19 protein-coding genes and 2 tRNA genes are annotated in these 18,762 nt (G+C 61.0%); 13 read left to right on the top strand and 8 right to left on the bottom strand.

Annotated elements, in window-relative coordinates; genetic code table 11:
* Window position 1: 1 nt before the first annotated feature.
* The 3 genes from narI to IE095_RS06640 are packed head-to-tail and all read left to right on the top strand — an operon-like array spanning window position 2 to window position 2,027.
* Window positions 2-727, top strand: coding sequence for a respiratory nitrate reductase subunit gamma (gene narI / locus IE095_RS06650; RefSeq protein ID WP_189410832.1), 726 nt, complete (start codon window positions 2-4; stop codon window positions 725-727).
* Window positions 724-1,515 carry a peptidylprolyl isomerase gene (locus IE095_RS06645; RefSeq protein WP_189410831.1) on the top strand — a complete coding sequence of 264 codons (792 nt, stop codon included), beginning with the start codon at window positions 724-726 and terminating at the stop codon, window positions 1,513-1,515. Before narI ends, IE095_RS06645 begins: the two co-directional genes overlap by 4 nt.
* On the top strand, window positions 1,515-2,027 hold the full coding sequence (locus IE095_RS06640) for a DUF2478 domain-containing protein (RefSeq protein ID WP_189410830.1): 513 nt from the start codon (window positions 1,515-1,517) through the stop codon (window positions 2,025-2,027). The genes IE095_RS06645 and IE095_RS06640 overlap by 1 nt, the downstream gene beginning before the upstream one ends.
* Before the next feature lie 699 nt (window positions 2,028-2,726).
* Here the strand turns inward: IE095_RS06640 and IE095_RS06635 are convergent.
* Complete coding sequence (locus IE095_RS06635) at window positions 2,727-3,080, bottom strand: cupin domain-containing protein (RefSeq protein WP_189410829.1); 354 nt, start codon at window positions 3,078-3,080, stop codon at window positions 2,727-2,729.
* Between the two features lie 83 nt (window positions 3,081-3,163).
* Between IE095_RS06635 and IE095_RS06630 the strand changes: the two genes are divergently transcribed.
* From IE095_RS06630 to IE095_RS06620, 3 genes are all read left to right on the top strand, one after another.
* Window positions 3,164-3,742, top strand: a complete 579-nt coding sequence (locus IE095_RS06630) for a GNAT family N-acetyltransferase (RefSeq protein WP_189410828.1) — start codon at window positions 3,164-3,166, stop codon at window positions 3,740-3,742.
* A 44-nt stretch (window positions 3,743-3,786) separates the two neighbouring features.
* A complete protein-coding gene (locus IE095_RS06625; RefSeq protein WP_189410827.1) occupies window positions 3,787-4,026 on the top strand; it encodes a GlsB/YeaQ/YmgE family stress response membrane protein in 240 nt (79 codons plus the stop codon).
* A 193-nt stretch (window positions 4,027-4,219) separates the two neighbouring features.
* Window positions 4,220-5,854: a BCCT family transporter gene (locus IE095_RS06620; protein ID WP_189410826.1), complete on the top strand. Its 1,635-nt coding sequence runs from the start codon at window positions 4,220-4,222 to the stop codon at window positions 5,852-5,854.
* Window positions 5,855-5,928: 74 nt separating this feature from the next.
* Here the strand turns inward: IE095_RS06620 and IE095_RS06615 are convergent, their stop codons facing one another.
* Window positions 5,929-6,420 (bottom strand): transcriptional regulator, encoded by a 492-nt coding sequence (locus tag IE095_RS06615; RefSeq protein WP_189410825.1) that lies wholly within the window; start codon window positions 6,418-6,420, stop codon window positions 5,929-5,931.
* 112 nt (window positions 6,421-6,532) lie between these two features.
* Between IE095_RS06615 and pheT the strand changes: the two genes are divergently transcribed.
* Window positions 6,533-8,950, top strand: a complete 2,418-nt coding sequence (gene pheT, locus IE095_RS06610; RefSeq protein WP_189410824.1) for a phenylalanine--tRNA ligase subunit beta — start codon at window positions 6,533-6,535, stop codon at window positions 8,948-8,950.
* A gap of 142 nt (window positions 8,951-9,092) precedes the next feature.
* Here pheT and IE095_RS06605 read toward each other — a convergent pair.
* Window positions 9,093-9,168, bottom strand: a tRNA-Lys gene (locus tag IE095_RS06605).
* 106 nt (window positions 9,169-9,274) lie between these two features.
* On the opposite strand from IE095_RS06605, the gene dapF reads away from it, so the two are divergent.
* Complete coding sequence (gene dapF / locus IE095_RS06600) at window positions 9,275-10,111, top strand: diaminopimelate epimerase (protein ID WP_189410892.1); 837 nt, start codon at window positions 9,275-9,277, stop codon at window positions 10,109-10,111.
* Entirely contained in the window at window positions 10,108-11,358 is a 1,251-nt protein-coding gene (gene mtaB / locus IE095_RS06595) for a tRNA (N(6)-L-threonylcarbamoyladenosine(37)-C(2))-methylthiotransferase MtaB (RefSeq protein WP_189410823.1), read from the top strand. The genes dapF and mtaB overlap by 4 nt, the downstream gene beginning before the upstream one ends.
* A gap of 27 nt (window positions 11,359-11,385) precedes the next feature.
* Here mtaB and IE095_RS06590 read toward each other — a convergent pair whose 3' ends face one another.
* Window positions 11,386-11,901 carry a hypothetical protein gene (locus IE095_RS06590; RefSeq protein ID WP_189410822.1) on the bottom strand — a complete coding sequence of 172 codons (516 nt, stop codon included), beginning with the start codon at window positions 11,899-11,901 and terminating at the stop codon, window positions 11,386-11,388.
* A gap of 279 nt (window positions 11,902-12,180) precedes the next feature.
* Here IE095_RS06590 and map point away from each other — a divergent pair, with 279 nt between their 5' ends.
* Window positions 12,181-12,927 (top strand): type I methionyl aminopeptidase, encoded by a 747-nt coding sequence (gene map / locus IE095_RS06585; protein WP_189410821.1) that lies wholly within the window; start codon window positions 12,181-12,183, stop codon window positions 12,925-12,927.
* On the opposite strand, the gene IE095_RS06580 is transcribed toward map, so the two are convergent.
* Window positions 12,911-13,375, bottom strand: a complete 465-nt coding sequence (locus IE095_RS06580) for a GNAT family N-acetyltransferase (protein WP_189410820.1) — start codon at window positions 13,373-13,375, stop codon at window positions 12,911-12,913. The two genes, map and IE095_RS06580, sit on opposite strands and share 17 nt — an antisense overlap.
* Window position 13,376: 1 nt before the next feature.
* The gene (locus IE095_RS06575; protein ID WP_189410891.1) at window positions 13,377-14,363 is read right to left on the bottom strand and encodes a LacI family DNA-binding transcriptional regulator; all 987 of its coding nucleotides are present in this window, start codon (window positions 14,361-14,363) and stop codon (window positions 13,377-13,379) included.
* Window positions 14,364-14,493: 130 nt separating this feature from the next.
* On the opposite strand from IE095_RS06575, the gene IE095_RS06570 reads away from it, so the two are divergent.
* Window positions 14,494-14,569: transfer RNA gene (locus tag IE095_RS06570), tRNA-Arg, on the top strand.
* A gap of 58 nt (window positions 14,570-14,627) precedes the next feature.
* On the opposite strand, the gene IE095_RS06565 is transcribed toward IE095_RS06570, so the two are convergent.
* Entirely contained in the window at window positions 14,628-14,984 is a 357-nt protein-coding gene (locus IE095_RS06565) for a roadblock/LC7 domain-containing protein (protein ID WP_189410819.1), read from the bottom strand.
* A gap of 463 nt (window positions 14,985-15,447) precedes the next feature.
* On the opposite strand from IE095_RS06565, the gene IE095_RS06560 reads away from it, so the two are divergent.
* Both IE095_RS06560 and IE095_RS06555 read left to right on the top strand, forming a co-directional pair.
* Window positions 15,448-15,843, top strand: coding sequence for a helix-turn-helix domain-containing protein (locus IE095_RS06560; RefSeq protein ID WP_189410818.1), 396 nt, complete (start codon window positions 15,448-15,450; stop codon window positions 15,841-15,843).
* 53 nt (window positions 15,844-15,896) lie between these two features.
* A complete protein-coding gene (locus IE095_RS06555) occupies window positions 15,897-16,235 on the top strand; it encodes a PAS domain-containing protein (RefSeq protein WP_189410817.1) in 339 nt (112 codons plus the stop codon).
* 33 nt (window positions 16,236-16,268) lie between these two features.
* Here IE095_RS06555 and gyrB read toward each other — a convergent pair whose 3' ends face one another.
* Window positions 16,269-18,719, bottom strand: coding sequence for a DNA topoisomerase (ATP-hydrolyzing) subunit B (gyrB, locus tag IE095_RS06550; protein WP_189410816.1), 2,451 nt, complete (start codon window positions 18,717-18,719; stop codon window positions 16,269-16,271).
* Between the last annotated feature and the right edge of the window lie 43 nt (window positions 18,720-18,762).

Raw genomic sequence — 18,762 nt, 5'->3', positions numbered from 1 at the left:
GATGCACAACTTCATCTTTGGCATTTTTCCTTACATCGCCATCACCGTGATGATCATGGGCAGCATCGCCCGCTATGAACGCGACCCCTTTACCTGGAAAACGAAATCCAGCCAGCTTTTGCGCAAACGCCAATTCATTCTGGGTTCTGTCCTGTTCCATGTGGGCGTTCTGTTCATTCTGGCAGGGCATATGGTGGGCCTTCTGACCCCGATCGCCCTGTTTGACGCCCTTGGCATCAGCCATGGGGCCAAGCAGTTGCTCGCCGTCATCGCGGGCGGCGTGGCTGGAACCTTGGCTCTGGTCGGTGGTCTTTTGCTGTTGCACCGCCGCCTCTTTGATCCCCGCATCCGCGCCCATTCGACCCTTGCCGATACCGGCATCATGGTTTTGCTGATGTTGCAGCTTTTGCTGGGGCTTGGGTCGATCTTTGTCTCGCTGCAACATCTGGACGGACATGAGATGACCAAGCTGATGTCCTGGGCCCAAGGGATTGTCTATCTTCAGGCCGGGGCAGCGGATCATATCACCGATGTCCACTGGATCTTCAAAACGCATATCTCGCTGGGTTTGCTAATCTTTCTGCTGTTCCCCTTTACCCGCCTTGTCCATATGGTTTCCGCCCCCGTCCGTTACCTCTGGCGGCCCGGATATCAGATTGTCCGGTCCCGCCGGGGGGCGCGTGCCCCGGTGCCGGGTGTTGAACCGCTGAAGGGGGACCGCGCATGAAACCGCTATTGCCCCCCGTTTCGGTCAATGGCGTTACCATCGACCCGGCCCGTATCGCCGCCGAGGCGCAGATGCACCCCGCCCCCAAGGGCAAACCTGGCCTGGCTTGGCGGTCCGCCGCCCAAGCGCTGGCCCTGCGCGAAGTCTTGTTGCAAAAGGCCCGTGCGGTGGGTCTGACGCCCGACCCGCAAGAAAGCGCCCCCGGTCAGTGGGAAACCGAGGAGGAGGCCCTGATCCGCCAGTTGCTGGAACAAGCGGTGACCCCTGAACCTGTCGATGACGCGGCCTTGCGGGCGCTTTACGACTCTGAACCCAACCGCTTTCGTGCCCCACCCCTGTGGGACGTGGCGCATATCCTGTTTGCTGCGCCCGAGGAGGAGACCGAGGCGCGGCAAAAGGCTAGGGCTTTGTCTGGGGTAGCCCTGGCCAGTCTTTTGGACCGACCAGCCCTGTGGGACCAGATCGCGCGGGAACAATCCGCCTGTTCCTCCCGCGCCCATGGGGGGCGTCTGGGCCAGGTCGGGCCGGGGGACACCGTTCCCGCCTTTGAACGCGCCCTTCGGGTGATGGATGAGGGTCAGATCGCAGGCCCCGTTGAAACCCCCTTTGGCTTTCACCTGATCCGACTGGATGCCTTTGCATTGGGCGACGTTCTGCCCTTTGCCGTGGTCGCCCCCCGCCTGCGTTTGGCAGCGGAGAAATCGGCCTGGGTTCATGCCGTCCGTGCCTATGCCGAAACCCTTTTGCAATCCGCCCAAGTCGAGGGCGTCAACCTAAAGGCCGCATGATGAAACTGGCTTATGTCTCGGTTCCCGGTCGCGGGGCGACCGATGCCCTTCTGGCCGATGTCGTGGCCGATCTGGAAAAGCAGGGCCTGCGCCTTGCCGGAACGGTGCAGAGCAACCTGCAACGGGAAGGGCGCCGCCATTGCGACATGGATATCCGCATTCTGCCTGATGGTCCGCAGGTCCGCATCAGCGAAGATCGCGGTGAATTGGCGCGGGGTTGCCGTTTGGACAGCGGCGCGCTTGAACAGAGCGTGGTGCAGGTGATTGACCGCCTTCCCGGCGCCGACCTTCTGATCGTCAACAAATTTGGCAAGCGCGAGGCCGAGGGGCGCGGACTGGTTCCAGCCATCATTCTGGCGCTGGAGCTGGATATCCCCGTGCTGCTGGGCGTCAACAACCTGAATTCGGATGCTTTCATAGCTTTTGCGGGGGGGCTGGAAACGCTTTTGCGGCCTGACAGCGAAGCGATCCTGCAATGGTGCGCTACGTTCCATTCAAAGCAGGCCGCCTGAATCTTGCGGTCGGGCGGCTTGTTCTGCGCAGGCCCACTTTGCCAATCCACACCAGCAGCAAGCTGCGCTTTCTGCACTCTGGTGGCACCGCCCCCTTCCGCAGAGCGGCCTACGCATGAAAATCGGGGAAAAGGCTGCGTTGCGAAGGTCAGGCCAACAACTGCCACCCACCGGCTGTCGAACCATTTGCTGTAGCCAAAAGTGGCCGGTCGAGCGGTGGCTTCAGCGATCAGATTCCACCTGAAGACATTGAGAATTGCGTTCGGGCCTGGAGGTAAACTTGTCCGACCTCGTGACCGTAGACATATCGCGCGGCCACGGCCGCGATATCTTCTATCAACATGTACTACATTTGGTTGAAACCCTGATCGCTGACCATCACCGTCAAAGGACGTGTGGACTGGATGAGTCGCCCGCGCCATTCCATCCTGCGCGACCATCACGCCTTTGCCCTTCAAACCCGTCTATCAGATCGTACCCCCGCTCTTCTACTGCAAGCTAGCCTTGATCCTTATGCGACACGGAAGCAGCCACCGGCCCCGCGCATGCTTTGAGCTCGGCTTTCTTCCGCGTCGCCGCATGGACGGATAACTTTTCGCGGCCAAACTCTAGCGCGCTCCTTTGCCCGACGCAGGGCAGCTAAATCCGCACGCCACGGCCTGATCCGGCCGACCGTTGCGGTGGGTTCAGTCCCCCCCGTCACTTCAACCGAATACAAAAATGCTTCCGCACCGGCTTCTCAATCCGCCAATGCCCCGCGAACCCCGGCTCCACCACAAACCCATCGCCCGGATGCAGGGTCACAGCCGCTCCCCCATCCGGCGTGATCGTGATCTGGCCTTCGATCAGGTGGACGAATTCGTAGAATTTGTAACTGGCGTGCCAAGTGCCGGTGGTGGCCTCCCATGTGCCGCTGATCAGACAGCCGTCGATGGACGTATGCTGCACCCAGGTTTTCATCGTCGGGTTGCCCTCAACCTTCACCCAGCCTTCCAGATCGGTCAGCAGCGGCTCGGGTCCGGGGGCGGGAAAGCGGAAAACCATATCGCTCATGACAGTCCTTTCAGGATTTGGCGGGGTTGTTGGCCTGTGGTAGGGCGGCGGGGTGCGGCTGGCAAGGCAAGAAGGGGGCGGGGATGTTGATCCGTAAGGCAAAAGCGTCGGATGCGGGCGATCTGGTGCGGTTCATCAATATGGCGGCGGATGATCTGCCGCTGCATTTCTGGCGGAAATCGGTGGGGCCAGAGGGCGATGCCTTGGCCTATGGCCGCGAAAGGGCGGCGCGGGCGGTGGGCAACTTCTCCTTTAGCAACGCTTGGCTGGCCGAGGTGGATGGCGCGGTGGCGGCCTGCCTTTTGGGCTATCCAGCCGATGAAGAACCGGGCGGGATTGACCCCGACACGCCCGAAATCTTTGTGCCCCTGCTACAGCTTGAGGCTTTGGCGCCGGGTTCCTGGTATCTGAACGTTCTGGCGACCGATCCGGCCCATCGCGGCCGCGGCTGCGGTTCGGCGCTTTTGGCGCAGGCCGAGGTGGTGGCCCACGCGATGGGCAAAAGCGTGATCAGCCTGATCGCCGCCGACACCCATGCCGAGGCGCAGCGGCTCTATCGGGCCAAGGGATACCAAGAACGCGCAAGGCGCAATGTGGTGAAAGGCGATTGGGCGGTCGAGGCCAGCGAATGGGTGCTGCTGACAAAACCTCTGGGGGCTTGATGGCAAAGGCCTGACCCCCCATCTTGCGGGAAAGGGGAACGTCCATGCCATCCATCCTGCTGATCCTGATCATCGGCACCGCTGCGGGCTTTCTGGCCACGCGGCTGATGAAGGTGCAAACCGATGTGCCGACCACCATGGCCATCGGTGTCGGCGGGGCCTTTGTCGGCTGGCTGATCCTGCGCGTGCTGGTCACAATTGCAGGATGGACCGCCGGTTTTGTCGGCGCCGTCTTGGGCGCCGCGGTGCTGATCTGGCTGTGGCAGCGCTGGTCTAACAGCTGAAATCCGGCTGAATCCCTTTCTCTCCCCAGCAAAATCCCTGTGGCCCCAAGACGGCTGCGTCGAAAAATCGACACCAGTGTCGTTTTTAGGGCCCGATGCTTCGCGACTGGTCGTCGCAAATCTGTGACATGCCGCATTTTCGCCGCGTCACAAGAGCGTGAAACGCGCCGGGACGTAACATAGGGAGTTAGACATGACCATCAAGCCACCCCTTACGGACCTGCCCATCGAAACCGCCAATTCCGGTTTTTATGAGGGCTTCAACACCATCGTCACCGTCGGATCGAAAATTCTGGTGGGCCTGCTGATCGTCTGGGCGGCGGCCTTTCCGCAGCAAGCGGGCGATATGCTTTCGGCGGTGAACGGCTATCTGCTGAAATCCTTTGGTACTTGGTACATCCTGGTGATGGCCTTTTACCTTTTGACCTGTCTGGCGCTGGCCATCTGGCCTTCGACCGGGCGCATCCGGCTGGGGGCCGAGGGGGAAAAGCCCGAGTTCTCCACCTTTTCCTGGTTCTCGATGATGTTCGGGGCCGGGATCGGCATCGGGATGCTAACCTATTCCACCGGTGAGCCGATTTATCACTTTTCGACCAATCCCGAAATCATCATGGGCCAGATGCAGGCCGAAAGCGCCGACGTGGTGCGCAGCGCGTTCAAGTGGTCTTTTCTGCATTGGGGGCTGACGGCTTGGGGTTGCTATGCCCTGACTGGGCTGGCCTTGGCCTTTTTCAGCTATCGGCGCGGCCTGCCGCTGACGATCCGTTCAGGGCTGACGCCGCTGTTCGGCAGCAGCCTGTCCGGCGGGCTGGGCCATGTGATCGACATTGTGGCGGTGATCGCCACGGTGCTGGGCGTGGCCGTGACCATCGGCTTTGGTGTGTCGCAATTCGCCAGCGGCTTGCACAACATTTCGGGCGCGGGCTGGCTGATGGCCGCCGATGGCAGCCCCAGCAATGCGGCGATGGTCGTGGCGCTGTTGCTTGTCATGGGCCTTTCGACGCTGTCGGCGCTGTCAGGCGTCGGCAAGGGCATCAAATGGCTGTCGAACCTGAACATGGGCCTGACCTTCTTCTTTCTGGCCTTTCTGCTGCTGTTCGGATCGACGGCCTTTGCACTCAAGGCGCTGTTTGTCGGCATTGGGGATTATCTTCTGGCGCTTCCCGCCATGATGTTCACCGTCTGGCAACCCGATGGCACCGAAACCGGCGATGCCTTGGCCGGATGGCAGGGGTCTTGGACCATCTTCTACTGGGCTTGGTGGATCGCCTTTGCCCCCTTCGTTGGCCTGTTTCTGGCGCGGATCTCGAAAGGGCGCAGCCTGCGGGAATATGTGCTGGGTGCCATGGTTGTCCCCTCGCTCATGTGCTTCATCTGGTTCGCCATGGCGGGGGGCACTGCCATTGATCTGGAACTGAACGGCGGTGCGGGCGGTGCCATTCTCGATGCCAGCCTCTCCAGCCAATTGTTCGTGACGGTCAACCAACTGCTGTCGCCAACGCTGGCCGTCGCCATGTCGGCGCTGCTGGTGGTCTTGCTGCTGACCTATCTTGTCACCTCGGCAGATTCGGCGGTGCTGATCATCAACACGATCAATGCCGCCGGGGATGAGACGCAGAAGGGCCGGATTCACATCGTCGTCTGGGGCGTCGCCCTGACGTTGGTGATCGCCGCCCTGCTGTTCGCCGGGGGTCTGTCGGCCATCCAGACCGCCATGATCATCGGCGCGCTGCCCTTCAGCTTTGTGCTGGCCCTTATGGGGGTGGCGCTGATCAAGGCCATCATCCGCGATGGGATGCGGGAACGTCAGGGCCGCGCCGCTTCCTAACCCAAACCAAGCTTAATCCCTGGGGTCGTTCCATGCCGGAACGGCCCCTTTTTCCTGCCGGGCCGCCCCTGCCCTTACCCGCTGATCCGCTTCATCCCATCCTTCAGGCGAAAGTCTTTGTCCCCCAAAGCCTCCCAAAGCGCCTGACCCTGCCAAAGGGCAAAGGCCAGCGCCGCCTGTTCATGGCCCTTGGCCCCGCCCCCCAGACGCCCCGCCAGTTCCGCCTGCACCGCCACCCGGAAATCCAGCGCCGTCTGCCGCAGCCCCACCTCGCGCTGGCTGATCACCAAAAGCCAGGCCGGAAACGCCCCCAAGGCTTTCAACGCCTGATGCGCCGCCCCATCGGGCAGGTCCGCCAGCCGCGCCTGCAAGGCCGCCCATTCCGCCCGCGCCAAGGCGTTGATCATCCCATCCGCCGTGCCAAACCTTTGCACCAGCGTCGCCCCCGCCAGCCCCGTCGCCCTTGAAACCGTCCCAAAGGACACGGCTTTTTCGCCCCCCGCCACCAAAAGCGGGCGGATCAGGGCAAAGACTTCGGCATCGGATACAAGTTTCTGGCGTCCCATGCCGAAATGACTAAGCGGCCTTGGCCTAAAGTAAAGCCAAATCCGCGCCCTTTTACTTTGGTCCGGCTTCGGCTAATCCCGTGCGGTCACAACTTATCTGCGGACCCTTGCCATGAAATTCACCCTGTCCTGGCTGAAAGACCATCTGGAAACCTCGGCCTCGCTGGACGAAATCCTGTTCGCCCTGACCGATCTGGGGCATGAGGTCGAAGGGGTCGAGGATCCGGCAGCCCGGCTGGGGGCCTTCCGCGTGGCCCGCATCATCGAGGCCTCGCAACATCCCAACGCCGACCGCCTGCGCGTCTGCCGGGTGGAAACGAGGCCAGAAGGGCCGGATGGCCCATCGGTCGAGGTGCAGGTTGTTTGCGGTGCCCCCAATGCCCGCACCGGCCTGATTGGCGTTTTCGCCCCGCCCGGAACCCATGTGCCGGGCACCGGCGTTGATCTGAAACCGGGGGTCATTCGCGGCGTTGAATCGAACGGCATGATGTGTTCCGAACGCGAACTGGAACTGTCCGAAGACCACGATGGCATCATCGAACTGCCCGAAGGCACGCTACTCGGCCAACGCTACATCGACTACAAGGGCCTCAATGACCCGATGATCTGGGTCAAGATCACCCCGAACCGCCCCGATGCCTTGGGCGTGCGCGGCATTGCCCGCGATCTGGCGGCCCGCGGTTTGGGCAAGCTGAAAGACATGCCAATTGTCGCCATCAAAGGCCAATTCCCTTCGCCCATCGGCGTGCAGATTGACCCGGCTTTGAAGGCCAAAGGCTGCCCCGTCTTTTCGGGCCGCGTCATTCGCGGCGTCAAGAACGGCCCTTCGCCCGATTGGATGCAGGCGCGGCTAAAGGCCATCGGGCTGCGCCCCATCTCGGCCCTTGTCGACATCACCAACTATTTCACCTTCGGCCTGTCCCGCCCCCTGCATGTCTTTGACGCGGCCAAGGTCAAAGGCGACCTGCGCATTCATCCCGCCAAGGGGGGTGAGGAGCTGCTGGCCCTAGACGGCAAGACCTATACGCTGGCGGCGGGCCAGATGCTGATCTCCGATGATCAGGGGCCGGAAAGTCTGGCGGGCATCATGGGTGGCGAAGTCTCGGGCTGCACGCCGGAAACCGTCGATGTGTTTCTGGAAAGCGCTTGGTGGGATCCGATCACCATTGCCGCCACGGGCCGCGCGCTGAAAATCAACTCCGACGCCCGCTATCGCTTTGAACGCGGCATTGATCCGGCCTTTACGGTCGATGGATTGGAACTGGCGACGCAGATGATTCTGGACCTTTGCGGCGGCACGCCTTCCGATGTGGTCATCGACGGGGCCATCCCCGACATGACCCGCAGCTATCGCTTTGATCCGGCCCGTGTCGGCGCGCTGGTGGGCCTCGACATCCCCGAATCGGAACAGCGTCAGACGCTCACCGCGCTGGGCTTCCGCTTGGAGGGCAACCAAGCTTTCCCACCCGGCTGGCGGCCCGATGTGCAGGGTGAGGCGGATTTGGTGGAAGAGGTGGCCCGCGTCGCCTCGCTGTCGAACCTCAAAGGCCAGCCTATGGCCCGCATGCTGCCGGGCGTGCCGAAACCCATCCTGACACCGCTGCAAAAGCGTGAAAAGGCAGCGCGGCGGACGCTGGCGGCCTTGGGTTACAACGAATGCGTCACCTACAGCTTTATTGATGCAGGCGCGGCTGCGCTGTTCGGCGGCGGTTCCGATGCCCTGCGGGTGGACAACCCGATTTCTTCGGAAATGTCGCATATGCGGCCCGATCTTTTGCCCGGCCTGCTGCGCGCGGCGGCGCGCAATCAGGCGCGGGGTTTCATGGATCTGGCGCTGTTTGAACTGGGGCCGGTCTTCACGGGCGGCGAACCGGGCGAGCAGCGGGTGCAGGCGACGGCGCTGCTGGTCGGCGCACAGGCGGCGCGCGATCCGCATGGCTCGCGCCGGATGGTCGATGTGTTCGACGCCAAGGCCGATGCCGAGGCGGTTCTGGCCGCCCTTGGCGCGCCGCAGCGCGTGCAGGTCGGGCGCAAGGTCGAAGGCTGGTTCCATCCGGGCCGTTCGGGCGAAATCGGCCTTGGGCCGGTGAAACTGGCGATGTTCGGCGAGGTGCATCCGAAAGTTTTGGCCGCGATGGATGTGAAAGGGCCTGCGATGGCGCTGACGGTCTATCTTGAGGCCGTGCCGCAGCCAAAGGTGAACGCCACCGCCAAGGCGGCGCTGCAAGCCAGCGACCTGCAACCGGTGGAACGGGACTTTGCGTTTGTGGTGGACAAAGGGGTGGAGGCTTTGACAATGGTCAACGCCGCGCAAGGGGCCGACAAGGCGCTGATCGCGGCGGTGCGGGTGTTCGACCAGTTCACCGGCGACAAGGCCGAGGCGCAGATGGGCGCTGGGAAAAAGTCGCTGGCCATTTCGGTGCGCTTGCAGCCGACCGACAAGACCCTGACCGAAGCCGAGATTGAGGCGGTCAGCGCCAGAATCATCGAAAAGGTGGCCAAAGCGACAGGTGGCGTCTTGCGCGGCTGATTGCGCGCCAGAGAACTGCCCAAGGCCCGGCCGAAATGCCGGGCTTTTTGCTGGGCCCTCTGGTCTTTCATCGACAGGGAACGACCGACCTATGCAAAGCAAAGCCACAACGTGGTGACTTTTGCTTTGCATGGCGGTGAAATGGTGAGCCGGTCGGGGCTCGAACCCGAGACCTACTGATTAAAAGTCAGTTGCTCTACCAACTGAGCTACCGGCCCACTGCGGCGGGGGATAGAAACTTAACTCGGGGGGGTCAAGGGGCAATCTGCCAGAATTTCGCGCGATCTGGCAAATTCTTCTGCAAGCGCGTAAACGGGGCCCATGATGCTGGACAGAAACGAATCCGGGTTGCGCTTTGTGAAAATGCACGGGGCGGGCAATGACTTTGTGGTGATCGACTCGCGCGGGAAAGGCGGGCCGATGATGACGGCTGCCTTGGCGCAGGCGATAGGCGACAGGCACCGGGGGGTTGGCTATGATCAGCTGGCGGAACTGCATGGCGGGGGCACGCCGGGGCTGAAGCTGGATTTCTGGAACAGCGATGGAAGCCGGGCGGGGGCCTGCGGCAATGCCACGCGCTGCGTGGCCGATCTGGTGATGGTGGAAACCGGGGCCGATGCGGTGGTTCTGAAAACCGCGCGGGGGGCCTTGCAGGCCGTGCGGGATGATCAGGGCCGGGTCAGTGTGAACATGGGCCAGCCCTTGCTGGACTGGCAGCAGGTTCCCCTGTCGGGCGATGTTGATCTGACGGCCCTTCCCTTGGACGGCGCGCCCTTGGCCGTGGGCATGGGCAATCCGCATTGCGTATTCCCTGTGGCGGATGCCGAGGCGGTGGATTTGCTGACCCTTGGCCCGCGTTATGAGAATGATCCCCTGTTCCCCGAAAAGACCAACGTGGAATTCATCAGCCTGATCGCCCCCGACCATCTGCGGATGCGCGTTTGGGAACGCGGGACGGGCGTCACACTGGCCTGCGGTTCGGGCGCTTGTGCCGCCGCCGTGGCCGCCCATCGGCGCGGCCTGACGGGGCGTCGGGTGGTGATTGATGTCGATGGCGGCCAGTTGGTCGCCGATTGGCGCGAGGATGGCGTTTGGCTGACCGGGCCTGTCGCCTATGTGTTTGAGGGCCGCCTGACCCCCGCGATGATGGCACTGGCATGAACGCCCCGGTCTTTGAAACGCTGGGCTGCCGTCTGAACGCCTATGAAACCGAAGCGATGCGCGAACTGGCCGCCAAGGCGGGCCTGCAAAACGCGGTGATCGTGAACACCTGCGCCGTGACAGCCGAGGCTGTGCGCAAAGCCAAGCAAGACATCCGCCGCCTGTCGCGCGACAACCCGCATGCGCAGATCATCGTAACGGGCTGCGCGGCGCAGACCGAACCCGAAACCTTTGCCGCGATGGCCGAGGTGACGCGGGTCATCGGCAACACGGAAAAGATGAAGCCGGAAACCTGGGCCGGAATGGGGGCCGATTTCATCGGGCAGACCGAAAAGGTGCAGGTCGATGACATCATGTCGGTGCGCGAAACGGCGGGGCATCTGATCGACGGTTTCGGCCGCCACCGCGCCTATGTGCAGGTGCAAAACGGCTGTGACCACCGCTGCACGTTCTGCATCATCCCCTTTGGCCGGGGAAATTCTCGGTCCGTCCCGGCGGGGGTGGTGATCGACCAGATCAAACGCTTGGTGGACAAGGGTTTTCTTGAGGTTGTCTTGACAGGGGTCGACCTGACCTCATGGGGCGCTGACCTTCCCGGCCTGCCGCGTCTTGGCGATCTGGTCATGCGCATCCTGCGGCTGGTGCCCGATCTGCCGCGCCTGCGGATCAGTTCGATCGATTCGATCGAGGCGGATGAGAACCTGATGCAAGCCATCGCCACCGAACCCCGCCTGATGCCCCATCTGCACCTGTCCTTGCAGGCGGGCGATGACATGATCCTGAAGCGGATGAAACGCCGCCATTTGCGGGATGATTCGATCCGATTCTGTGAGGAGGCGCGGCGTTTGCGCCCCGACATGATCTTTGGCGCCGATCTGATTGCGGGTTTCCCGACCGAGACGGAAGCGATGTTTGAGAACAGCTTGCGGCTGGTGGAGGATTGCGGCCTGACCTTCCTGCACGTCTTCCCCTATTCCGCCCGCAAGGGAACCCCCGCCGCCCGCATGCCGCAAGTGCCGGGGGATATCCGCAAGGAACGCGCTGGGCGGTTGCGTTTGGCTGGGGATTTGGCCTTGGCGCGGCACTTGGAGGCGCAAGTGGGCGTGGAACACCGGGTGCTGACCGAAGGGCCAAGGATGGGGCGGACGGAGCAGTTTACCGAAGTGCGGTTTGGCGTGGATATGCCCGAGGGGACGCTGATGAACGTGCGGATTGCGGGCGTTGAGGGTGGGGCGTTGAGGGGGTGAGGAAGGGGAGATAACACTTGGTTGGGATCAATCATAAGCCAGCATCTCACGCACATGCTGCTCATCTTCTGAAGGCACGGTAAGGATGAGTGGTAAGGCGCAAAGAGGTTCGATAACGGACATCAACTCCGACTCCACCCGCGGCAAGACATCTTCGGACGGATCGGGACCGGGGGAATCAGGAGCTATAAGCGCAATCAACTTCGATCCCTTCGCCAAGGATGCAGGATCAAGCCGTCGATCATTTTTCCACACAACTGAAATTCTGCCGACAGCATCACCGCGAAGTGTTTCTTGAATCAGAATGTCGAAACTCACGTATTCGTTTTGAACGCTTCGTTCTACTTCAAGCGATTCAGTCGTCGCGACGACGGTTTGAACAGTCATTATCTTTCTGTAATTCTCGATTTTTCCAATCACGACAACATCAGCAAACTGGATGTATTGGAATCTCACGCCACCCGCCACAAGACAGGCTTGCGCCTGTTGCGTTGCAAAAAGTGACAGGCCGACGGCAACGGCGGCAAAAAACTTGCTGTTCATAGCGCCTCCAAAAATTCTGCCAAGAGCTGATTTCCAGCATCATCTATTCGCATCGTGACGTCTATCCCCGGCCCGGTACGCGCCGAAGGCGCAGGGCCAGCGCCTGCCCGCCCCTTCGGGCTGGCGCTTTGGTGATGTAAGCGCTTTGATCCAAGCCATGGATGCCGTTTGCACCATAAAGCGCCCCGACGCACCGTAGCACGCGCCACCCCACGGTCAGGCGCTGGCCCTGCTTCTGTAGCAATGCTACACAGCCCTCTCCCAACAGGACCGAAACCCATGACCATCACCCAGCAAGACGAACTCGAAGGCCTGCAAGCGATTGGGCGCATTGTGGCCAACACCTTGCAAGCCATGGGAAAGGCCTTGGAGCCGGGGATGACGACGTGGGAGCTTGATGCCATCGGTCGGGCCTTTCTGGAACGCGAGGGGGCCGTTTCGGCGCCCGAATCCACCTATGACTTTCCCGGCGCCACCTGCATCAGCGTGAACGAGGAAATCGCCCATGGCATTCCCGGCGACCGGATCATCCGCAACGGCGATCTGGTGAACATCGACGTGTCAGCCAGCAAGGGCGGCTATTTTGCCGACACCGGGGCAACGTTTCGGATGGGCACGGTGAAGCCTTCGCTGGAACGGCTGTGCCGCGACGGGAAAAAGGCGATGCAGATCGGCATTGCGCAGGTGGGCCATGACAAACCGCTGTCGGGCATCGGCAATGCCATCGGGCGTTTTGCGGCAGCCAACCGCTATACCCTCATCCGCAATCTGGCGAGCCATGGCGTGGGACGTGCTCTGCATGAAGAACCGGGCGAAGTGCCGACCTGGCCCAACCGCGACAAACGGCGGATGCATCGGGGGCTGGTGCTGACGGTGGAACCCTTCCTGTCGATGGGCGGGCAATGGGCGGAATCGGGCGATGACGGCTGGACGCTTTACGCCGACCCCTCCGCCCCTTGCGTGCAATATGAACATACCGTTGTGGCGACCGACAAAGGCGCGATCATCGTCACGATGCCGGGTTAAGGTGTAGTGTCATAGCCCAACGGTCCAAGCCGACACCGATGCCGTTCGGTGTGACTTCAGAGAGTTCAAAGCCGAAGCGTTGATAAAACGCACCCGTGTGCTGACTGGTGATCATATGCACTGATTGCAAGCCTGGCGTCACCCGCGCCAGTTCAAGACGCACCTCTGTCAGATGCGACCCAAAGCCTTGCCCGTGCAAATCCGCCACCACCATCCCCCAGCAAAGCGAGGCCGTGCCGCCATCAATATTCAGCCCGCCACAGGCGATGCATCGGTTATTTTGGCTTAGGACAAGGAAAGGGTTGAACCGAAAATCGGTCTCGACCAGAAATTCGTAAAATTCTGTCCGCTCTTCGGGGGCAAAATACATTGGAAGATTGCTGTCAAAGACTGCAAGACATGCTGCCAGATCGCTGGGTTGATAGCGGCGGGTGACAATATAAGACATTTCATCGCCGAATCGTATCGCCCGGCTCCAGCTTAGGGCTTAGCTCCACCACTTCCCCCCGCCGCGCCCCTTTGGCCGCGATGATCGCAGCGGCGGCTTGGCCGATGTCCAGACGGCAGGCGTCCATGGTCGCCAGATGGCGCGGCAACCCTTCCAGCAGTTCCACCCCGTTGAATCCCGCAAGACCCAGTTTCCCCGGCACGTCGATGCCCTTTTCAAGGCAATATAGCAGCCCCCCGGCCCCGATCATGTCATTGGAATAATACAGGAAATCCAGATCCGGGTTCCGCGTCAAAATCGCTTCGGTCATCTCGCGCCCCTTCAGCAGCGCCGAACCGCCCGAATAGAACTCTTCATCCGCCAGCTTGATCCCACCCTTGGCCAACCCCTCCACAAAACCCTCCAGCCGCTTTCGCGCCCGGTGGTCATAGGGCATCATCGTGCCCAGAAAGCCGATCCGCCGATAGCCCGCCGCCAGGATCGTCTGCGCCATTTCCAGACCTGCCCGCCGGTGCGAAATGCCGACCGCGCTGTCGACCGGCGTGCCATCGACATCCATGATTTCCACCGTCGGAATGTCGGCATGTTCCAGCATCGCCCGCGTCGCATCGGTATGTTCCAGCCCCGCGATGATCACCCCCGAGGGCCGCCAGGACAGCATTTCATACAGGACTTTCTCTTCCTGCTCCGGCCTGTAATTCGTGACGCCCACCACCGGCTGAAGGCCAGTTCCATCCAGCCCTTCGGAAATACCGGTCATCACCTCGGGGAAGACCATGTTCGACAGTGACGGGATGATCACCCCTACCAGATTCACCCGCTGACTGGCCAGCGCACCCGCAATCTTGTTCGGCACATAGCCCAGCGCGCGGGCGGCCAGCAGCACCTTTTCGCGGGTGGCGGGCGACACCTCGCCCCGGTTGCGCAAGACCCGGCTGACCGTCATTTCGCTGACGCCCGAGGCTTCGGACACGTCGCGCAGGGTCATGGGGCGGCGGGGCGGTATCGTCACGGGCTGCGGCCTTTCACGGGGATTTCCCCAGTCTTAGCGCCGCGATTCGCGTTTGTCCAAGCCCGCACTTGCCTTGCGCCCCGTTTGACCGCATGTATGGCCCGCAGGCCCCGTAGCTCAGGGGATAGAGCGACCGCCTCCTAAGCGGTAGGTCACAGGTTCGAATCCTGTCGGGGCCGCCATGCGAAAGGGCCGGAGCAGTGTCGCTGCCCCGGCCCTTTTTTTTACCATCTGCGGAAATCAGATTTCCAGCTTGCTTTCAATCGTCTTCAACTGAATGCGCGCCATGCCCAGATTGGCGTCGGTGCGGTTCAGCGCGACATAGATGAACATCGTCGGGTTCTTTTCCAGCGGGCGGATCAGGTGGATCTGATTGCCCAGCGTGATCAGAATATCTTCGATATAGGTGTCCAGTTGCAGAACTTGCATCGCCTGGCGCTTGGCCTTGACGAAAGCAGTGTTCATGGCCGCTGCGGCGTCCAGATCAAGTTTCCCTTTGCCACCACCCTCGGACGCCAGCATCAAGCCGGTGTCAGTATCCACGAGGCAAGCCCCGATGAAGCCCGAGATGGAAGCGGTTTCTGCGATAATCGACATATTCAGTCCTTTACTCTTACAAGCAGTGTTTCATTTTAAGCCGTACATTCGGCCATTTCATCGTTACAATGTTATACGCATTGCTTAATACAACCACACATAACATCTACCCCTTGCGGACCGGCTTTCCATTCAAGCCCGAATTGCATCTCTCGAAGTCTAGCAGTTGCCGCCTTGGATGGATGCTTAATCTATCATCATGCAACGTTTGTCTATATCAATTTTGAAGAAAAACCCGCGTTTTGGAAGATTGCTCATCACGAAACTCTTACATTCCGGGATTTACGCCAGATTTACGCCAGACTTTCTAGCGGGGATTGTGTAAACGTTTCAGCTACAACCGAATAGCCATCCATGTTCTTCTAATTCATAAGAAATTCGTGCCTTGTGGCGAATCATGTGCCATGATGCCTAGAAGAGACTGAAGGTGCGTGGGAGGCAGATTTGGGCAGGGTCGTGAAAGATGCAGATTGACGACAATCTGCCCAGCGAAGTTTACCGCTATATCGGCAGCCGTTTGCGGCAGATCCGGGTGGACCGGGGTCTGACCCAGACGGGGGCCGCTGCGGTTCTGGGGGTGAGCCCGCAGCAATACCAGAAATACGAGGATGCCAGCAGCAAGATCAGTCTGGTACACATCTACACGCTGGTCGAGCATTATGGAATTTCGCTGGATGCAATCTTGCCCGTGCGGGAAACGCCTTCACCCCAACCCGCACCACCGGCCGATCAGGGCGATGTGGTGTCGGATACCGATCTGGTTGCCCGATTGGTGACAAGTTTCGTCGCTATTTCAGACAGAAGACTGCGACAGAGTATTGTAGAGATTGTAGAAGCCGCGCGATATTCGTCGCGGTAGAGTGCAGCAAGCAGATCATGGTCTTTCAAGCGAAACCCTACGACCCATCCAAGATGAAGCTGTCCAGCGATGGTTGGGTGGTGATCTGCGCTGCGACGCCCGGTGCACCGGTGGTTTCGGTGACCGATAGCTTTACGCGGAACACTGGCTATCAGGCAGGCGAGGTGGTGGGGCGCAATCTGAGCGTCCTACAGGGGACGAAAACTTCGCCGGATGCGGTCGAAATGTTCCGCTTTCTGATGCGAACAGGGGAATCCGGAAGGATCGTGATCCTGAATTATCGCAAGGATGGTAGCGAGTTCTGGAACGTCTGCGATCTGCGATCAATCAAGAACGACGCGGGCGAGATCACGCATTACATTTGCATGCAACATATGGCGACGCTGATCTAAAATCGGCCCCGACCTGCGCCGGGGCTGATTGGTTCAGGCATCCAGGTTCTCAACGCTCAAGGCATTGGCCTGAATGAATTCGCGCCGGGGTTCGACGACATCGCCCATCAGCTTGGTAAAGATGTCATCCGCCTCGGCCACGTCATCCACTTTCACTTGCAAGAATGTGCGGGCCTCGGGGTCCAGCGTGGTTTCCCACAGCTGTTCCGGGTTCATTTCGCCCAAGCCTTTGTAGCGTTGCAGCGACAGACCCTTTTCCCCTTCGGCCAGAATGGCCTTGAGCAATTCCACCGGCCCGTGGATCATCTGCTCGCGATCCTTGCGCACCAGCCGGGCGGGACGGGCGTAAAGCGGTTTAGCGGGGCCAGCGGCCTGCGCCAGACGCCGTGCCTCACCCGAACGCAGCACAGCGCCATCCAGCGTGCGCAACTCTTCCACACCGCGCAGAATGCGCGACAGGCGAATGCCGTGGTCTTGCGTGATCCGGCCATTCCAGCCGCGTTCATATTCCAGCGCCACCATATCCAGCCGCTGCGCCACCTGATCCGCGACGCGTTGCAGATCGGCATCCGCCTGCCCCGCATCAAAAGCCCCGGCCAGCGCCGCCTGTTCCAGAATGTTGCGGGGATAGTTGGTGGGGAAGCTGTCCAGCACCTTGCGGAAGGCGCGGGCCCCTTCGACCACGCGGGCCAGATCGGAACCGGCGATTTCCTCGCCCGAGCCCAGCCGCAGAACCGCGCCCTCAACACCCATCTCGATCAGATAGTCTTCCAGCGCCGCTTGATCCTTCAGATAGACCTCGGACCGTCCGCGCGAGACCTTATAAAGCGGCGGTTGCGCGATATAGAGATAGCCACCTTCGATCAATTCGGGCATCTGCCGGAAGAAGAATGTCAGCAGCAGTGTGCGGATATGCGCACCGTCGACATCAGCGTCGGTCATGATGACGACCTTGTGGTAGCGCAGTTTGCTGATGTCGAACTCATCGCGCCCAATACCCGTGCCCAGGGCCGTGATCAGCGTGCCAATCTCCTGCGAACCCAGCATCCGGTCAAACCGTGCCCGTTCCACGTTCAGGATTTTGCCGCGCAGGGGCAAAACCGCCTGATTGGACCGTGACCGCCCCTGTTTGGCCGAACCGCCCGCGCTGTCCCCCTCGACCAGAAACAGTTCCGATTTGGATGGATCGCGTTCCTGACAATCGGCCAGCTTGCCCGGCAGGCTCGCCACATCCAGCGCCGTCTTGCGCCGCGTCAACTCGCGCGCTTTCCGCGCCGCTTCGCGGGCCAAGGCCGCCTCGATGATCTTGCCGACGATGATTTTCGCGGTGGCCGGGTTTTCCTCAAACCATTCGCTCAGTTTTTCGTTCACCAGATTTTCCACCGCCGGCCGGACTTCGCTGGAAACCAGCTTGTCTTTCGTCTGGCTGGAAAACTTCGGATCCGGCACTTTCACCGACAAAACGCAGGTCAGCCCTTCGCGCGCGTCATCCCCGGTGAAATCCACCTTTTCCTTTTTCGCAATGCCGCTGGACTGTGCATAGGCCCCGATGGTCCGCGTCAGCGCGCCCCGGAAACCTGCCAGATGGGTGCCCCCATCGCGCTGCGGGATGTTGTTGGTAAAGGGCAACACGCTTTCATGATAGCTGTCGTTCCACCACATGGCCACTTCGACCGTGATCCCCGCGCGTTCCCCCACCATATAGATCGGTTCCGGCATCACCGCCTGTTTCGAACGGTCCAGATACTTGACGAATTCCTTGACCCCGCCGTCATAGTAAAGCTCGGTCCGCAGAGGCTCCGGGTGGCGTTCGTCAGCAATGACAATCCGCACGCCGGAATTCAGAAAGGCCAGTTCCCGCAGCCGGTTTTCCAGCGTCTTGAAACTGTATTCCAGGTTCGCGAACGTCCCTTCAGGGTGGTTCGTCTTGGCGCTCGCCAGAAAGCGCACCTGCGTGCCCTTCATCCCCGGTGCTGGACCCACCTCATGCACATGCACCACACAATCGCCGTGTTCAAACCGCGCGCGATATTCCGTGTCATTCCGCCAGACCGTCAGCTCCAGCCATTCCGACAAGGCGTTCACCACCGAAACGCCCACGCCATGCAACCCGCCCGAGACCTTATAAGCGTTGCCGCTGTCATCCGTGTTGTTGAATTTGCCGCCCGCGTGCAGTTGGGTCATAATGACCTCGGCCGCCGAAACACCTTCCTCGGCGTGGATGTCCACCGGGATGCCCCGCCCGTTGTCGCGCACGGAAACAGAGTCATCGGCATGGATCGTCACCGAAACCTCGGTCGCATGGCCGGCCAAAGCCTCGTCAATGCCGTTGTCCACCACCTCATACACCATATGGTGCAGGCCCGACCCGTCATCGGTGTCACCGATATACATGCCCGGCCGTTTGCGGACAGCCTCTAACCCCTTCAAAACCTTGATGGAATCAGCGCCATATTCGCCGGGTTTCTTTACGGGTTCGGCCATGTGTTCTTTGCCCTTCTTGTGGTGCGCATCTTATAGCGGTGAC

It is taken from the genome of Neogemmobacter tilapiae, from assembly GCF_014652215.1.
Classification (GTDB): domain Bacteria; phylum Pseudomonadota; class Alphaproteobacteria; order Rhodobacterales; family Rhodobacteraceae; genus Neogemmobacter; species Neogemmobacter tilapiae.
The sequence above is the reverse complement of the archived record's forward strand: the minus strand, read 5'-3'. Positions and strand labels throughout refer to the sequence as shown.

Bases quoted from the DNA above. Each gene is read 5' to 3' on its own strand.
- narI (WP_189410832.1), top strand. From the start codon at position 2: ATGCACAACTTCATCTTTGGCATTTTTCCTTACATCGCCATCACCGTG.
- IE095_RS06645 (WP_189410831.1), top strand. From the start codon at position 724: ATGAAACCGCTATTGCCCCCCGTTTCGGTCAATGGCGTTACCATCGAC.
- IE095_RS06640 (WP_189410830.1), top strand. From the start codon at position 1,515: ATGAAACTGGCTTATGTCTCGGTTCCCGGTCGCGGGGCGACCGATGCC.
- IE095_RS06635 (WP_189410829.1), bottom strand. From the start codon at position 3,080: ATGAGCGATATGGTTTTCCGCTTTCCCGCCCCCGGACCCGAGCCGCTG.
- IE095_RS06630 (WP_189410828.1), top strand. From the start codon at position 3,164: ATGTTGATCCGTAAGGCAAAAGCGTCGGATGCGGGCGATCTGGTGCGG.
- IE095_RS06625 (WP_189410827.1), top strand. From the start codon at position 3,787: ATGCCATCCATCCTGCTGATCCTGATCATCGGCACCGCTGCGGGCTTT.
- IE095_RS06620 (WP_189410826.1), top strand. From the start codon at position 4,220: ATGACCATCAAGCCACCCCTTACGGACCTGCCCATCGAAACCGCCAAT.
- IE095_RS06615 (WP_189410825.1), bottom strand. From the start codon at position 6,420: ATGGGACGCCAGAAACTTGTATCCGATGCCGAAGTCTTTGCCCTGATC.
- pheT (WP_189410824.1), top strand. From the start codon at position 6,533: ATGAAATTCACCCTGTCCTGGCTGAAAGACCATCTGGAAACCTCGGCC.
- dapF (WP_189410892.1), top strand. From the start codon at position 9,275: ATGCTGGACAGAAACGAATCCGGGTTGCGCTTTGTGAAAATGCACGGG.
- mtaB (WP_189410823.1), top strand. From the start codon at position 10,108: ATGAACGCCCCGGTCTTTGAAACGCTGGGCTGCCGTCTGAACGCCTAT.
- IE095_RS06590 (WP_189410822.1), bottom strand. From the start codon at position 11,901: ATGAACAGCAAGTTTTTTGCCGCCGTTGCCGTCGGCCTGTCACTTTTT.
- map (WP_189410821.1), top strand. From the start codon at position 12,181: ATGACCATCACCCAGCAAGACGAACTCGAAGGCCTGCAAGCGATTGGG.
- IE095_RS06580 (WP_189410820.1), bottom strand. From the start codon at position 13,375: ATGTCTTATATTGTCACCCGCCGCTATCAACCCAGCGATCTGGCAGCA.
- IE095_RS06575 (WP_189410891.1), bottom strand. From the start codon at position 14,363: ATGACCCTGCGCGACGTGTCCGAAGCCTCGGGCGTCAGCGAAATGACG.
- IE095_RS06565 (WP_189410819.1), bottom strand. From the start codon at position 14,984: ATGTCGATTATCGCAGAAACCGCTTCCATCTCGGGCTTCATCGGGGCT.
- IE095_RS06560 (WP_189410818.1), top strand. From the start codon at position 15,448: ATGCAGATTGACGACAATCTGCCCAGCGAAGTTTACCGCTATATCGGC.
- IE095_RS06555 (WP_189410817.1), top strand. From the start codon at position 15,897: ATGAAGCTGTCCAGCGATGGTTGGGTGGTGATCTGCGCTGCGACGCCC.
- gyrB (WP_189410816.1), bottom strand. From the start codon at position 18,719: ATGGCCGAACCCGTAAAGAAACCCGGCGAATATGGCGCTGATTCCATC.